This window comes from Sphingobium jiangsuense (genome assembly GCF_014196495.1).
In the GTDB taxonomy this organism is placed as follows: domain Bacteria; phylum Pseudomonadota; class Alphaproteobacteria; order Sphingomonadales; family Sphingomonadaceae; genus Sphingobium; species Sphingobium jiangsuense.
Genome location: NZ_JACIDT010000023.1, coordinates 1 through 13,767, shown reverse-complemented (window position 1 = coordinate 13,767; position 13,767 = coordinate 1). Strand labels below are relative to the sequence as shown.

Sequence of the window (13,767 nt, the reverse complement as noted above, 5' to 3'; positions counted from 1 at the left end):
GCGTCTCCCGTCAGTCCACGGGGTGGCGCCGATGCCACCCCGTCTCGCGTTGAAAGGCCATGGCGGCGCGCAACAGGATATCCTCCCGCCCCCTCGCGGCAATCAGCTGGAATCCAAGCGGCGCGCCATTGGATGCGGGGCGGCAAGGCAGGCAGATCGCAGGCTGCCCGCCCAGATTGAACGGCGCGGTGAACGCGATCAGGCGCGTATTGGCATCCGGATCTTCAGCGAGCGAACCCAGCCTCTCCAGCGTCGGCGCGGCAAAGGGCATGACCGGCAGGATCAGCACGTCGATATCGGCCAGCAAGGCGTCGAGCGCATCGCGCAGCGCCATGCGGATCAGGTTGGCGCGCTGATAGTCCATGGCGCTGGCGTCCCGGCCAAGGCCGATCAGACGGCTGAGCGCAATGCCGTACCGATCGCTCTGTTGCGGATAGGTCGCGGCATGGGCGACGGCGGCCTCAACCCCGGCCAGCAATTCCCATTGCGCGGCGCCCTCGACAAGCGCGGGCGGCTCGACCGCTCGGGGCATCGCGCCCATGGACCGGAAGACTCCGACCACCTCGTCCAGCGTCGCCCCCAGTTCGGCGTCGCACTCTCTTTCATGAACCGCCGGGACATAACCGATACGCAGCGCCGCGGGATCGATGGCCGCGTCGATCTCCACAGGATCGGACCGACCGGCCCAACTGGTCGGATCGGCAGGGTCGCGACCGGCGATGATGCCGTAGAGCAAGGCGACGTCGCGTGCGCTCCGCGCCATGGGGCCTGCATGGTCCAGACTGGCGGCCAGCTCGAAGGCGCCATGGCGGCTAACGCGCCCCCAGCTCGGCTTCAGGCCCGTCAGTCCATTGGCTGCGCATGGAAACCGGATGGAACCGCCGGTATCCGATCCCAGCGAGGCGAAGCTGAGGCCCGCGGCGACCGCCACGCCCGACCCGCTGGAGGACGCCCCTGTCCACAACCCCTCGCCCCAGGGATTGACCGGCGGATCGATCGAAGGATGATGCAGCGCAAAGGCGCCCTCGGTCATCTGGAGCTTGCCGAATATCAGAGCGCCCGCCTCCCTCAACCGACGAACGACGGTCGCATCCTCATCGGGACGAAAATCCCTGTGAAGCGGCATACCGGCGGCCGTGGGCATGTCGGCGGTCCAGAAGATATCCTTCACCGCGATCGGAACACCGGCCAGCGGTCCACCAGCATTTGACGCCAGCAGGCTATCCGCGTTCCTGGCCTGCCGCCGCGCGGCATCGGGATCGAGGAATGCGAAGCTGTGCAATGCCGGATCGAGCCTCTCGATCCGCTCCAGCATATGCTCCATCAGTTCGCCGGCCGACAGCACGCCTCGCCGCAGCAGCGCGGCCATGTCGACAAGATCATGATAATGAAGGGGGGTTTCGTTCATCTCAAACAGCTTTCGGTACAGCGTGACGCGGCATTGCAGGGCGGTGTGCGGTCCCGGCCTCGGCACCGCCGGTTTCAGGGTGCCGAAATGTTTTCAGCGATCGGCGCCGATGAGCACGGCCGCCATGCGCGCGGGTTTGTCGCCCAGATTGCGCCAGGCATGCCGTGTGCCGTTCTGGATCACGACATCGCCCGCCTTGAGATGGCGCAGTTCCCCGTCGTCCAGTTCCATCCAGAGTTCGCCTTCCAGAATGATGTCGTAATCCAGCGTCTGTGTCCGATGCTTGCCGGAGCCGTCGGGATCGAATGTTTCGGCAAGGCCCGGCAGGAATCGCGCCTGCTCCGTCCCCGCGGCGGCGGCATCGAAGTCCGGCGCGGTCATGACGCTGTCCGGCGGGAACTGCACGATGATGAGTGTGGAGCCGTGCGGCTGCGGCACCATCGTCGTGACCTGGGCGACCGGGTCGGCACCATCGAAGGGCAAGGCGGGAACAGCGGGCGCCATCCATGCAAGAGTCGTCCGGAAACCCGGAACGGAAACGAAATCATGGGTGTTTTCAACCAATCCATCGGACAGGACATAGGATCGGCCATCCCGTTCCGCCGTGACGATGCGTCTTACCATAGCTGTTCTCCTCCTCGCTCGCCTCTCAGGGCCTGACCACCACATTGACGAAGCCGCCCACGCGCCGTTCGGCGAGGGCCAGCGCCTCGTTCACCTGATCGAGCGGAAAGACGCGGTGATCGAATACCGACAGATCGAGGGTTCCGGCGGCCGCCATCGCGGCCATGTCCTGACCTTCGGCAACGGTGAACCAGAGCGACCCGATCAGGCTGATCTGTGCGCACATGAGCTGGTGCATGTTGACCGAAATGGGCGCGCTCATGCCGCCCACATCGACCAGGCGGCCGCCGCGCCGCAATGCGCCGACCGCGTCGAGCATCGCCTGCGACGGAGCGCCCGGACCCACATGTGTTGGGACTGCGTTGCTTCGTCAACGGCGAGTTGCGTCAGGATGGCAACACAAGCGAACTGGTCCACAATGTGTGGCAGCAGATCTCTTATCTCTCGACTGCCTTCACGCTTGATCCGGGCGACCTGATCGCGACCGGAACACCGTCGGGGGTCGGCATTGCCATGCAGCCGCCGCGCTTTCTGCAACCCGGCGACGTGGTCCGATGCGAAGTCGATGGGATCGGCGCCATCGAGAACCGGGTGAAGGCGTCTTGAGCGCTCGGCGCGATCCCGGCCGCGCTGTGCCTCGACAGCTGACGCGATGAAGAGAGTTCTGTAGTGACCCCGGCCACCTGGTCGCTACAGGCGGGCTCGCGGGGGAGTGCGCCGCTCGGACGGCGGCAACCGACCGTGTCGCTGATGTTCGCCGCGACGCCTCTGCTGGCGGCAGCGCTGATTTCCGCTTTCCGCCCCGTTCACGCCGGTCACGAACCGGCCCAAGTTCCGAAGGATTGATCTTTGGCAGCCTCGAAAATCATCATCACCTGCGCGATTACCGGGTCGATCCACACGCCATCCATGTCGCCCCACCTGCCCGTGACGGCGGAGGAGATCGCTGACTCCGCCGTGGAGGCGGCGGAGGCCGGAGCAGCAATCGTGCATCTGCACGCTCGCAATGCCGCTGACGGTCGCCCCGACCAGTCGCCCGAAGCCTTTGAGCCCATTCTGCGCTCAATCAAGCAGCGCTCGGACGTCGTGTGCAACCTTACGACGGGCGGAGCCCCATTTATGAGCGTGGAAGAGCGACTGAGGCCTGCAGCGGTGTGGAAGCCGGAGGTCGCCAGCCTGAACATGGGCTCGATGAACTTTGCGCTGTTTCCGATGCTGAAGCGGTTCAAGGAGTTCAAGCATGATTGGGAACCCGCGATGCTCGCGGGCACCGAAGACCTCGTGTTCCGCAATACGTTCAAGGACATTCGCTACGCACTGGAGACACTCAACGAAACTGGCGCACGCTACGAATTCGAGTGTTACGATACCAGTCACCTGCACAATCTGAACCATTTTTACCGTGAGGGACTCGTGAAGGGCCCTCTGTTCATCCAAACGGTGTTCGGGCTGCTGGGTGGTATCGGTGCACATCCTGACGAGGTCATGCACATGAAGCGGACCGCCGACCGGCTGTTCGGAGACCAGTATCGGTGGTCGGTGCTCGGCGCGGGCCGGAGTCAGATGCCGATCGCAGCCATGGCGGCAGCGATGGGCGGCAATGTCCGCGTCGGGCTGGAGGACTCGCTGTGGCTCGGCGCAGGCACGTTGGCCGACACCAACGCCGCCCAGGTGCGCCGCGTTCGCCAGATCATCGAAGGATTGGGACTCGAGGTGGCGACCCCGGAAGACGCTCGGAAGATCCTGGGCCTCAAGGGCGGCGATCGCGTCGGTTTCTGAACCTCGGACCGTTGCAAGCAATTTGCTGGAAAATAATATCAGATGCCTTTCACTCCCCCCACCGCCGAGCAGCGCTTCGTACTCGGCCAGATCGTGGCTTGAATAACCTCGTAGTTCAACCGGATTGCGGCCGTTGCTGAATATGAATTGGCCATGCAGCCAACAGAGAGGATGAAATATGAGGTCGCCAGTCACTGTCGAGAGTATTCGCCAATCGCTCGACGACGCGCGAATGACCCGAGCTCAGGTTGTCGCCATTGTCGTCGCGGTGCTCATCGCGGGGCTGGATGGCTATGACTTGCAGGCAATGGCATTTGTCGCGCCAGCAGTGAGTGAGGCTTGGGGCGTTTCCAAGGAGATTTTGGGCCTATTGCTGGCATCGAGTCTCATCGGGATGGCTGCGGGCTCTTTGGGATTGTCGCCGCTTGCCGATGTGGTCGGGCGAAGGCCGATGGTCTTACTAGCGCTCGCGCTCCTGACGTTAGGCTCGCTCGCTTCAGCACTCTCGCGAACCATATGGGAGTTGGGGATTAGCCGCGGCGTCACGGGCCTTGGGATCGGAGTCATGATGTCCCTGACAACGGCTGTGGCTGCGGAATTTTCTAACGGTCGATCTCGAGCGTTCGCGATTGCTGCGACGACCGTCGGCGTTTCGGTGGGCGGAATGCTCGGTGGACTCGCGGCGGCGGCATTGCTCGAGACCTGCGGCTGGGAGTGGGTGTTCGGACTCGCGGCGTTGCTAGGAGCGGTCTTGTTCTTCCTGGCGTTGATCGCGCTGCCGGAGTCCCCGGCTTTTCTGATCGCCCGATGGCCGAAGAGTGCGTTTGAGCGATTGAACGGCGTGCTCGCGCGGCTGGAACAGCCCGCGGTTACGGAAGCACCATTGCGTCCGGAAGCCGAGCGAAGTTCCTATCGGGCACTTTTTGCCCGGGGGATGGCGAGCACCACGATCCGGTTTGCGGTCGTCTACATGCTGACCGTCACGGCCGCGTTCTATATCATCAGCTGGCTACCCCAGATGGTGGCGGATGCCGGCTTCCCGCCGTCGACTGCAAGCTTGATATCTATCACCACAAGTCTGGTCGGGGTGCCGTCCGCCCTGATCGCGGGAACTTTCGCCACGCGGTTCAGGCCGGTCGGTGTCGCGAGCGCGGCTATGGTCGGCTTCGGCCTTGCGTTGGTTTTACTAGGCATTGTTCCGCCGACGGGGCCCGCGTTGATCTTCGCCGCCGGCGCCTGCGGCTTTTTTCTGTCCGCTTCGACAGCCGTTTTCTACGCTAGTATAGCGACGGCCTTTACCCCGTTAATGCGTGTGTCGGGCATCGGCTTCGTTTCCGGCTTCGGATTATTGTTAGGTGGACTCGGCCCGTACTTCGCGGGCTTGATGTTCGGCTATGGAATGTCACGAACGGGCGTGTCATTCACCTTCGCGATCGTCGCCGCCGCCGCCGGAGTATTGTTGTTCACCCATAGAAGTTCGACTGGTGGAGCGGTCGGCGCTCGAGCCATGCCGGACCGTTAAATCGGTGAAGACCTTGCGCCTGCAATTGTCGCGCACCTGACGGCAGTTGATGCCAGACATCAATCAGGCAGCACGGCATTGTCAGGCGAAGTTGCCCCATGCCGGTGGCGCACTTGGGGGGTCACGCCCTTGCGAACGCGCATGCCCAGCTGTTCGGCCCGTCTGGTGGCGACCTCGAGAAACGCCGGCCAATAGACAGCGGTGCCGTCGACAGCGCTGGGGCCAGGCGGACCGTTTCGGTCCGGGGTTCACAATGCATCCGGTCGAATCGCGCAGGCTCACAGCGGTGGAGTCCGGACCGAACGGGGTACCCGTGGCGTAGGCTTCGTAGTAAATCCTCAACTCGACCAATGTCTCTGCGGCTGCGCCGGCAATGCGACGACGTCGACGGCGACCCTCTGTTTGCGAGCGCGTCGCTGCGTTCATTCCCGTGATACCGCCGCCGACGATCAGCGCCGTTGAGATGCAAGCCACCGCCTAAGCTGTTCGAATTAAATTTAAGGTGTCGAAATTCATCCGCCGAAACTTTTGCGCGCCGCTCGACAAGATCCGTGGGCGATGCACCACGCAGGCTTTAACGAATTTAAGTTTGACCAGTCTCGCCAACGAGGTCAACGCCGGTCGGGGATCCTCTGTAGCCGCCGCGAATTGGAGGCCGCTTCGATTGACGCAGGCGTCGGCGGTGAAAAAGGAGCCGCCGTCTCGGCGCCACGGCAGCGCGACTTGGCCGGCGCAGTGACCGGGCACGTGGAGCGCCGTCATGCCGTGCGCGAAATCCGGACTGTCGCCATCCTCGATCAACCGATCGACCTTGCTCGGTTCGACCTGACGGGCGCATTTCCCCAACACTTTGACCAGAAGCCGGTTGCGCACCACGCGAGAGGGAGTCATCGGCCGCATCGTCGTGCCGGCTTCGATCCTCGGCGCGTCGATCGGATGTGTCCATTCGACCTGTTGCCCGCCGGTTAACAACACCGGGTATTTGCCATCTTCCCGGATGCCGACGCGGGAGGCATTTCGGCAGCCTGGTAGACCAATTCTTTCTCGGCATCCGTCAGATGGCCGCGCAAGGAGGGGCCTGGACAAGATCGCTCCAGCCGAGGCGATCGGTTTGACAAGCCGCCGGTAAAAGGTGGCGTCGGATGAAGGAGGGGATATGTTGAACGCGCACAAGACCTGGCTGTTGCTTTCCAGCGCGGCTGTCCTTTGGCCAGCGGCGGCCAACGCCCAGGGCCAATCGCAGTCGACGCCGCCGCGGCTCGACCGCAGCGCACCCGGTGCAAGCGCGTCACCACAGAATCCGGCGGATGCCAGCGAAGCGGATGCGGCGCAGGCTTCGAACAAAGCGGGGCTCGATGATATCGTCGTAACCGCTCAGCAACGTAATGAAAATCTGCAGAAGGCGGCGCTCGCGATCTCGGTTGTGACCGGCGAGGAGCTTCTGGAAGATGGCATCGTCGGCGTCGATACGTTGCAGAAGAATGTGCCGGCGTTACAGGTTGCAAATGCCTCGACCGGAAATTTCATCTTCATTCGTGGCGTGGGTAGTTTTTCGGTCTCGCCGACGAGCGATCCGGCGGTCGCGTTCAACTACGACGGCGTATATGTCGGCCGCTCGGGCTCGACCACCGGGGCTTTTTACGACCTGGAGCGGGTTGAATTGCTCAAAGGCCCGCAGGGCACGCTCTACGGCCGCAACGCGACCGCTGGCGCCGTAAATATCTTGCCGGCGCAGCCGCGTCTGGGCGAGTTTTCGGGCTACGGTACTGCGAGCTACGGCAACTATGACGCCTACAGTGTCGAAGGCGCGATCAACGTCGCGGCTGGAGATAACGCCGGACTTCGTTTCTCCGGCATCTATTCGCAGCATGACGGGTATCTGCGCGACGGGACCAGCTCGGACAAGACCCTCGGTTTGCGCGGACAATTGAAGGTCGAGCTCGATCCCAAGCTGACGATACGCATCGCAGCGGATTTTGCTCACCAAGGCGGCACGGGAACGGCCGCGACCTATATCGGGCGGTTCGCCTTCAATCCGGCGGCCGGAGCCTTCGCCTTCACCCCATCGAATCTGCCCGTCTCAGAAGGCCTGTACACCCCGGCGGCGCAGGCGTACCGGCAGACCGGCGCGGCCGGGACCATCGCCGGCCGGTTCAACGACCCGCTCGCCTTCCGGCAGTACGTGGATTCCGACCTCTACGGCGTCGCCGCCTACATTGATTACGAGACCTCGTTCGGTACGATCAGCGTGATTCCCGCCTGGCGGCACTCGTTGCGCGACATCCTGAGCGCCAATGCGGGTCAGCAGATCGGCAATACCGCCGAAGCCGACCAGACATCGCTCGAAATCCGCTTGGTCAGTCCGACGGGCCGAACCATCGACTATATCCTGGGCGGTTATTACTTCAGCGAAGACATTGACGATGACGTGCACAACACGTCGGGTTCGCAAGCCGCCTTCCAGATCAGCAAGGTCCGCACCCGCTCGCCATCGGTCTATGGTCGCCTGACGTTCAATGCGACCGACACGCTGCGGTTCACCGGCGGCGCTCGCTACACCAGCGAGCGTAAGAACTTCAGCAGTTCGTCGCGGACCCTGCAATTGCTGTGCACGATCCCCGCGGCGTCGGGCGGCTGCCCGAATGTGGCGCTGCTTCCCTACACGACCAGCTTCGAAGGTCAGCCAGTGCGGCCCGCCGCCAATCTCGCTACCCTGCCGATCGCCAATGGCGGTTCTGTTCGCCGCATCGACACGACGGCAACGGGTCGGTTCAACGATAGCAAGATAACCTATCGCGCCGCCGTCGAATTCGACGTCGCGCCACGGTCGCTTCTCTACGCGAGCCTTGAGACGGGCTATCGCGCCGGCGGCTTCAACCCGGACGCCTCCTTCGGGCCGGAGCATATCACAGCCTATACAATCGGCTCCAAGAACCGCTTCCTCGACAATCGCCTGCAGTTGAATATCGAAGGCTTCTACTGGAAGTATCGCGATCAGCAGCTCTCGTTCCTGGGCATCAACTCGGTCGGCGCCGTCGGACTGCTGACGAGCAACATCGGGCGTTCGGTCGCCAAGGGCGTCGAGGTTGAAGCACTTGCTCAGGTCACCGCCACGACTCGCCTTATGGCGAACGTGCAGTATCTCGACAGCCGCTATACATCGTTCACCTATGTAACGCCCGCGCCGCCATATACGGGGTGCGCGACCACACCCGCGGCAAGCCCGACCGGAGCGCCATTCACCGTTAACTGTGCGGGTTTCCCGCTGTTCAACGCTCCGAAATGGACCGTGAACCTCGCTGCACAACAGCGGCTCGTATTGAGCGACGATCTGGCACTCGTGCTGGATGCCGACACGCAATATCGCTCCGGCAGGTACACGAACTTTACTCTGACGGCACAGGATTACCAAGGCAGCACCTGGGTTTCCAATGCGCAGGCCTCGCTTGTCGTTGATGACGGGCGCTGGTCCGTCACGGCGTTTGTGCGCAACATCGAGAACAATCGCTATCAGACCTTCGCAACGCAGGTCCCGGGGTCGAACCTCTATGTTTCGATCAACGCACAGCCGCGCACCTATGGGGCTCGACTGTCGACAAGGTTCTAGCGAGAGGACTGAGTCCACCGCCTTTACCCTGACGAGACACAAGGAAATTTCAGGTGGAATTTAAGATTAAGACGCTGGAGCCCGCCGGGTCAATAATTTGGCACGTCGAACAAAGCGGAAAAGGACCTGATATAGTCCTTGTTCCGTCGGGAGAAGGTGACTGTGGATCTTTCGACCGAGTAGTATCGGATTTGAGGTCGCAATTCCGTGTAACTACATTCGACACGCCGGGATTCTCGCGTAGCGAAATCAGCGGAGAGGTCGAAGTTTCGATGGTCGCGTTGGGCCGTCAGGTGGCCCAACTGCTTGAAGCCCTCAACATCAAGAATGCAACTGTTTATGGGTGCAGTTCGGCAGGCTTGGCAACACTCGATCTCGTTGTTGACTATCCCCACCTTGTCAAACAGGCGGTGGTTCATGAGGCGGCGCTCCCCGGAGGCGGCGAAGACTCGCCGCTTCATAACCTCGCAACACTAGATGACGAGGGCGTTTCGAAGGCATGCGCCCAACTCTTCGCACATCTTATGAATGAAGACCCGAAATTGTGGGAGGATTTAGGTAAGGATTTTCATCAACGGCTCTGGCTTAATTACCCGACCTGGATACGTAAATATGTAACAGGCATTAAGCACGATCCCATTGACCCCGCCATGTTGACCGACAGACCTATAACATGGACAATCGGCGGCTTGTTCGAGGCGAGAATGTTTTTTAGCAATGTCCAATTGGCACATCGCGCCCAAATTGAAATCGGAATATTGCCATGCAAACACTTTCCTCAGGTTAGCATACCCAATATCCTCGCTGAACATATCCGTAGCGCGGCAGTGAGGAGCGACGCTTAGTGGCATCCCTCGTATATTGGAAATATCGATTGCTCGCCTGATGGCGCGCTCGATATCGAAGATTGCGTCGATAGGACGGACCGCCTCCACCGCCAGCGGCGAGATGACGGCCGCCTTCTTGCGGCGCTTCTCGAGCTGCGCTGCGACATCGGTCAACTCGAAGAAATGGCGGCGCACGTGGCTCCGGCATAGAGTACAGATGAGCGGCGCCGGCAGGCGATCGCCATTGAACAGCGCATTGTAGCCGGCATAGGCATCGATCTGGAGAATGCCTTTCCAACTGCGCAGATGGCCCACAGGATGCTCGCCCCGCCGGTCACGGGAATAATGGAAGATTGCCGCAGGCGGCGCGGGTCCGCCAAAAGGTCGATCATCCCGAATATAGGTCCAGATCCGGCCCGTATTGGTCTTGCTCTTGGCCAGCACTGGCCCCGTCGTATCTTCGCCATGCAGCCGCTCGATGGCCAGGACATGGGCTTCGATCAGCACGCGGCGGTGCAGGTGCCGACCTGATCAGCCAGGGTCGAAAGGCTCAGGTCCACGCCTTCCCGGGCACAGCGATCACGCTGGCGGTCAAGCGGTTGATGCGCGCCGAACTTCTCGAACAGCAGCATCGCCAGAAAGCTGGGACCGAAGAGTCCACGAGGCGTGACGTGGAATAGCGCCGGCGGTTGGGTGATCTTTCCACAGGCTCGGCAAGAGAACTTCTCCCGCATGTCTGGACCACGTTCCACTGGCGCGGCACGCCCTCAAGGGTCTTGGTGATATCGTCCCCCGGCTTGCACAGACGATTCGAGCCGCAACAGCGGCAGACATGGGGCGCGGCGATGACGACGCGTTCGCGCGGCGGACCCTCGGTGGCCAACGCCGCCGCATCCTCGGCCGTGATCGTAATGAGGCAGAACATCCGGGCAATGAGTTCGCGCTGTATATCGTCATCCTCTGACATGGGAGGACGAAGCCCGAATAGCCCGGCGAAGTCCAGATACAGCTTTTCTGTGGGGCAAATATCAAATGCCGGTGGGCATGAACGCTCCCACTCCAATCGTCCGTCCTGAAGCTGCCGCCCTTTTATCCCGGTATGAACAGACCGCCCGCAGACAGGCTTCTTCAACAAGCCCACAGACAGCAGCTTTCCGGAATAAGCCCGATATCCAGCAAAGAGGCGGACACCGATACTCATCGGCGCTTTTCACTTGCCTGTCGGTCGTTGTCGAGCAATGGTCGTGCTGCTCCCGATAGGTCGGGAGTGGGGCGTGGAAACCCCAGCCATAAGAACTCGGTCACCAGTTTTGGAGGCCGGGTGGCGTGTATGCATGTCCAGCCGGCTTGCCGGTAAAGATACACGCGCCTGATCTTATGGCCAGGTTTCCAACATCCGGCTTCGGCCGTCGCCCCGTCAACAGGGGCGGCGTCCGGGGTGGGCACCGCCATAGAGGAGGTGTCCAGACCCATGAGGATGTCCATAATACCGGTTATCGCCGCAACGCTGCTTGCCGTTCCGTCGCCTGTAATGGCTGCACCCGCTGCTCCTTCGCTTGCCACTGCAAAGCCCTTCGCCATGCGCGGCGTGGAACTCGGCATCACGCTCGAAGAGTTCAGGGCCATCCCCGTTCCCGCTGATGGGAAAAGCGGAACGCAGGTATATTGCAGCAACGACGTGCTTCCCAAGGGACTCCATTATTGGCAGTCCACTCCACCGGAGATGGGGTACATCGTCAGTTGCGAATGGTTTGCCCTCTACCCTCCCAGCGGATTGACCAATCACTTCATCGATCTGGGGTCCGGCACGGGAATTCCCACCTTCCGCTTCATCATTGCCAACGGCGCGTGGCGGCTGTTCCAGATCAGCGTCAAGGCCAACAATCAATTTTACCCGGCAATTCTCGATGCGCTCAAACGCAATTACGGCGAAGGCAAGTCCATCATAGAGCCCTTCCAGACACAGGCCGGCCAGACCTATGACAATATGATCACACGCTGGACGAACCCTGTCAGCTCGATAACCCTGGAACAGCGGTATCAGCATCTCGAACGGTATCTGCTGACCTATCAACATAGCGAATATGGAAAGATCATGGACGCTATCATCGAGAAGAACCGGGCAGCCGCGGCGGGGAAGATCTGATGATGGCGCAGGTCATGACCCGGATGGGCGGAGAGATAACAGCCAAGGGAGAAAGGGCCACCGGCACGCCGGTGGCCATCGGCCCCGATGGTGGTGTCGAACCGCTGGTTCCCTGCTCGCTGGGGGGATATGAGCAGGATGAGAAATGGCTTCAGGCCCTGATCCAGCGGCATCCGTCGCTGCTGCCGGTATCGGCGATCGAACCGGGCTTCGGCGCATTGATTCCGGCGGCGCGGGAAGTGGCCTGCGGCCATGGCAATATCGACAATCTCTACCTGACGCCTGCCGGGGAGATCGTGTTTGCCGAGACCAAGCTCTGGCGGAACCCGGAGGCCCGGCGCAAGGTGGTCGCCCAGACGCTCGACTATGTCGCCGCGCTGATGGCGATGGGCTGGGACCGGTTCGAGGCAGTGGTATTGCGGGCAAGGGGAGAGAAGCAGGGAAGCCTCTACAGGCTGGTGTCCCATCATCCCGATGCGCTGCCCGAAGCCGCGTTCATCGATGCGCTGTCCCGCAACCTGCGGCGCGGGCGCTTTCTGGCGATGGTGGTCGGTGACGGCATCCGGCAGGAGACAGAGGCGCTGGCCGATCTGCTCCAGAGCCATGCCGGGGCGCATTTCACCTTCGCGCTGGTGGAGATCGGCCTGTGGCGCGACGGGACGGGCCGCCTCATCGCCCTGCCCGGCGTCCTCGCCCGCACGGTGATGATCGAGCGGGGCATCGTGGTGATCGACGACAGCGGCCTGCCCTCGGTCAAGCCCATATCGCCACAGGCGAATCCGAAGGCGCAGTCGATCAGCGAGGAGATGTTCCATGAGGCGCTGGCGCAGCAGGACCCGGCCCTGCCCGCTGCGCTGAGGCAGTTCCTGGACCGGCTGGAGCCCTTGGGCGTCCATGCCGATCTCAAGGCGGCCCTTACGCTCAGGGCCATTGTTCCCGATCGGGCAAAGCCGGTGAACTTGGGCATGATCGAGAAGAACGGGAAGCTGTGGACCAATTATGTGCAGGGCACCGCCCCGCAGGAGGCGGTGCTCGCCTATCTGGCACGGCTGGCGGACCTGATCGGGGGTCAGGTCACCCGAAAGACCCAGAGCTATGTCAGCACCAACGGCACCGCGGCGCCGCTGCTGGGGCAGTTGCTGCCCGACCATGCACAGGACTGGGAGGAGGCGATCGCCGCGCTGCTCGACGCGGCCCGCAGGGAAGAGGAACCGTCGTGACGCGCTTCACGCTGGAAAAGGGCAAATGGTACGGGATGACCATGTATCCGGGCTATGGCGACACCGCCTATCACTCGCCGATTCGCGTGAAGGATGTGCGGCCCCTCAAATCGGGCGCGGGATGGATCGACATCGACTTCTTCAACGCCGCCTATGCGCAAGGCGTGCAGGATTTCACCTACAGGCTGCGGATGCTGAAGCGCGGGGAGCAGTATATGCTGGCGGCCATAGAGGAGATGGACCGCGCCATATCACTGGTGCCTTGCAGCCTCGGCTGGATGAAAAAATATTTCCCCGACCAGGTGCCGCGCCTCACCGATATCATGGAAAATATGGCTGGCTTTGCCGTTGCGATGGATCGGCTCACCAGCAGCTGTCATCATCAATAAGCGATCCCGCGACCGGAAAGGAGGGTGATGGCTGTCACCCATCCCTTCCAATCATGCCGGTATAAAACCCGTTTTCCTCTTCATCATCATTGTCGCTGTCGGTGTCCGGTTCGCTGGCAGTTGCGGCAGGGATTTCCCCCTGATTGCCGCTAGAGCGTTCGGGGAATAGATTGAATCATTGGGGGATTCCCAAGGGGGCCGGGATGTGATTCAAGGGCTGACTGGCGAGGGAGGCCAGTTTGTAT

At 61.9% G+C, this 13,767-nt stretch carries 13 protein-coding genes and 1 pseudogene; 9 read left to right on the top strand and 5 right to left on the bottom strand.

Translation table 11 applies throughout. The features are described 5' to 3' along the window. Positions 1-10: 10 nt before the first annotated feature. The 3 genes from GGR43_RS20425 to GGR43_RS20415 form a co-directional block, all read right to left on the bottom strand. Positions 11-1,408 carry an amidase gene (locus GGR43_RS20425; RefSeq protein WP_188073661.1) on the bottom strand — a complete coding sequence of 466 codons (1,398 nt, stop codon included), beginning with the start codon at positions 1,406-1,408 and terminating at the stop codon, positions 11-13. Positions 1,409-1,501: 93 nt separating this feature from the next. Next, entirely contained in the window at positions 1,502-2,032 is a 531-nt protein-coding gene (locus GGR43_RS20420) for a cupin domain-containing protein (RefSeq protein ID WP_188073660.1), read from the bottom strand. Positions 2,033-2,057: 25 nt separating this feature from the next. Continuing rightward, positions 2,058-2,378, bottom strand: coding sequence for a hypothetical protein (locus GGR43_RS20415; RefSeq protein ID WP_246343947.1), 321 nt, complete (start codon positions 2,376-2,378; stop codon positions 2,058-2,060). Between the two features lie 2 nt (positions 2,379-2,380). Here GGR43_RS20415 and GGR43_RS20410 point away from each other — a divergent pair, with 2 nt between their 5' ends. The 3 genes from GGR43_RS20410 to GGR43_RS20400 all read left to right on the top strand — a co-directional run bounded on the left by GGR43_RS20410 (position 2,381) and on the right by GGR43_RS20400 (position 5,333). After that, on the top strand, positions 2,381-2,638 hold the full coding sequence (locus GGR43_RS20410; RefSeq protein WP_284277194.1) for a fumarylacetoacetate hydrolase family protein: 258 nt from the start codon (positions 2,381-2,383) through the stop codon (positions 2,636-2,638). 243 nt (positions 2,639-2,881) lie between these two features. Next, a complete protein-coding gene (gene kce / locus GGR43_RS20405; protein ID WP_188073658.1) occupies positions 2,882-3,811 on the top strand; it encodes a 3,5-dioxohexanoate:acetyl-CoA acetone transferase in 930 nt (309 codons plus the stop codon). Positions 3,812-3,989: 178 nt separating this feature from the next. Next, entirely contained in the window at positions 3,990-5,333 is a 1,344-nt protein-coding gene (locus tag GGR43_RS20400; protein ID WP_188073657.1) for an MFS transporter, read from the top strand. Positions 5,334-5,810: 477 nt separating this feature from the next. Here the strand turns inward: GGR43_RS20400 and GGR43_RS20395 are convergent, their stop codons facing one another. Beyond that, entirely contained in the window at positions 5,811-6,308 is a 498-nt protein-coding gene (locus GGR43_RS20395; RefSeq protein WP_188073656.1) for an MBL fold metallo-hydrolase, read from the bottom strand. 181 nt (positions 6,309-6,489) lie between these two features. Between GGR43_RS20395 and GGR43_RS20390 the strand changes: the two genes are divergently transcribed. Both GGR43_RS20390 and GGR43_RS23965 read left to right on the top strand, forming a co-directional pair. Then, complete coding sequence (locus GGR43_RS20390) at positions 6,490-8,940, top strand: TonB-dependent receptor (protein WP_188073655.1); 2,451 nt, start codon at positions 6,490-6,492, stop codon at positions 8,938-8,940. 53 nt (positions 8,941-8,993) lie between these two features. Continuing rightward, positions 8,994-9,785, top strand: a complete 792-nt coding sequence (locus GGR43_RS23965; protein ID WP_188073654.1) for an alpha/beta fold hydrolase — start codon at positions 8,994-8,996, stop codon at positions 9,783-9,785. A 39-nt stretch (positions 9,786-9,824) separates the two neighbouring features. Here GGR43_RS23965 and tnpC read toward each other — a convergent pair. After that, a pseudogene (tnpC, locus tag GGR43_RS23615) lies at positions 9,825-10,632 on the bottom strand (IS66 family transposase); the annotation flags it as partial. Between tnpC and GGR43_RS23815 the strand changes: the two are divergent. From GGR43_RS23815 to GGR43_RS20365, 4 genes are all read left to right on the top strand, one after another. Then, positions 10,600-10,731, top strand: a complete 132-nt coding sequence (locus GGR43_RS23815; protein WP_281392556.1) for a hypothetical protein — start codon at positions 10,600-10,602, stop codon at positions 10,729-10,731. The pseudogene tnpC and the gene GGR43_RS23815 overlap by 33 nt on opposite strands. Before the next feature lie 507 nt (positions 10,732-11,238). Then, entirely contained in the window at positions 11,239-11,913 is a 675-nt protein-coding gene (locus GGR43_RS20375) for a hypothetical protein (protein WP_188073652.1), read from the top strand. Continuing rightward, on the top strand, positions 11,913-13,133 hold the full coding sequence (locus GGR43_RS20370) for a PDDEXK family nuclease (protein WP_188073651.1): 1,221 nt from the start codon (positions 11,913-11,915) through the stop codon (positions 13,131-13,133). Before GGR43_RS20375 ends, GGR43_RS20370 begins: the two co-directional genes overlap by 1 nt. Continuing rightward, positions 13,130-13,522, top strand: coding sequence for a hypothetical protein (locus GGR43_RS20365; RefSeq protein WP_188073650.1), 393 nt, complete (start codon positions 13,130-13,132; stop codon positions 13,520-13,522). Before GGR43_RS20370 ends, GGR43_RS20365 begins: the two co-directional genes overlap by 4 nt. Positions 13,523-13,767: the final 245 nt, after the last annotated feature.

Coding starts and splice junctions, on each gene's coding strand:
- GGR43_RS23815 (WP_281392556.1), top strand. CDS start 10,600: ATGGGGCGCGGCGATGACGACGCGTTCGCGCGGCGGACCCTCGGTGGC.
- GGR43_RS20390 (WP_188073655.1), top strand. CDS start 6,490: ATGTTGAACGCGCACAAGACCTGGCTGTTGCTTTCCAGCGCGGCTGTC.
- GGR43_RS20400 (WP_188073657.1), top strand. CDS start 3,990: ATGAGGTCGCCAGTCACTGTCGAGAGTATTCGCCAATCGCTCGACGAC.
- GGR43_RS20375 (WP_188073652.1), top strand. CDS start 11,239: ATGAGGATGTCCATAATACCGGTTATCGCCGCAACGCTGCTTGCCGTT.
- GGR43_RS20425 (WP_188073661.1), bottom strand. CDS start 1,408: ATGAACGAAACCCCCCTTCATTATCATGATCTTGTCGACATGGCCGCG.
- GGR43_RS20370 (WP_188073651.1), top strand. CDS start 11,913: ATGATGGCGCAGGTCATGACCCGGATGGGCGGAGAGATAACAGCCAAG.
- GGR43_RS20420 (WP_188073660.1), bottom strand. CDS start 2,032: ATGGTAAGACGCATCGTCACGGCGGAACGGGATGGCCGATCCTATGTC.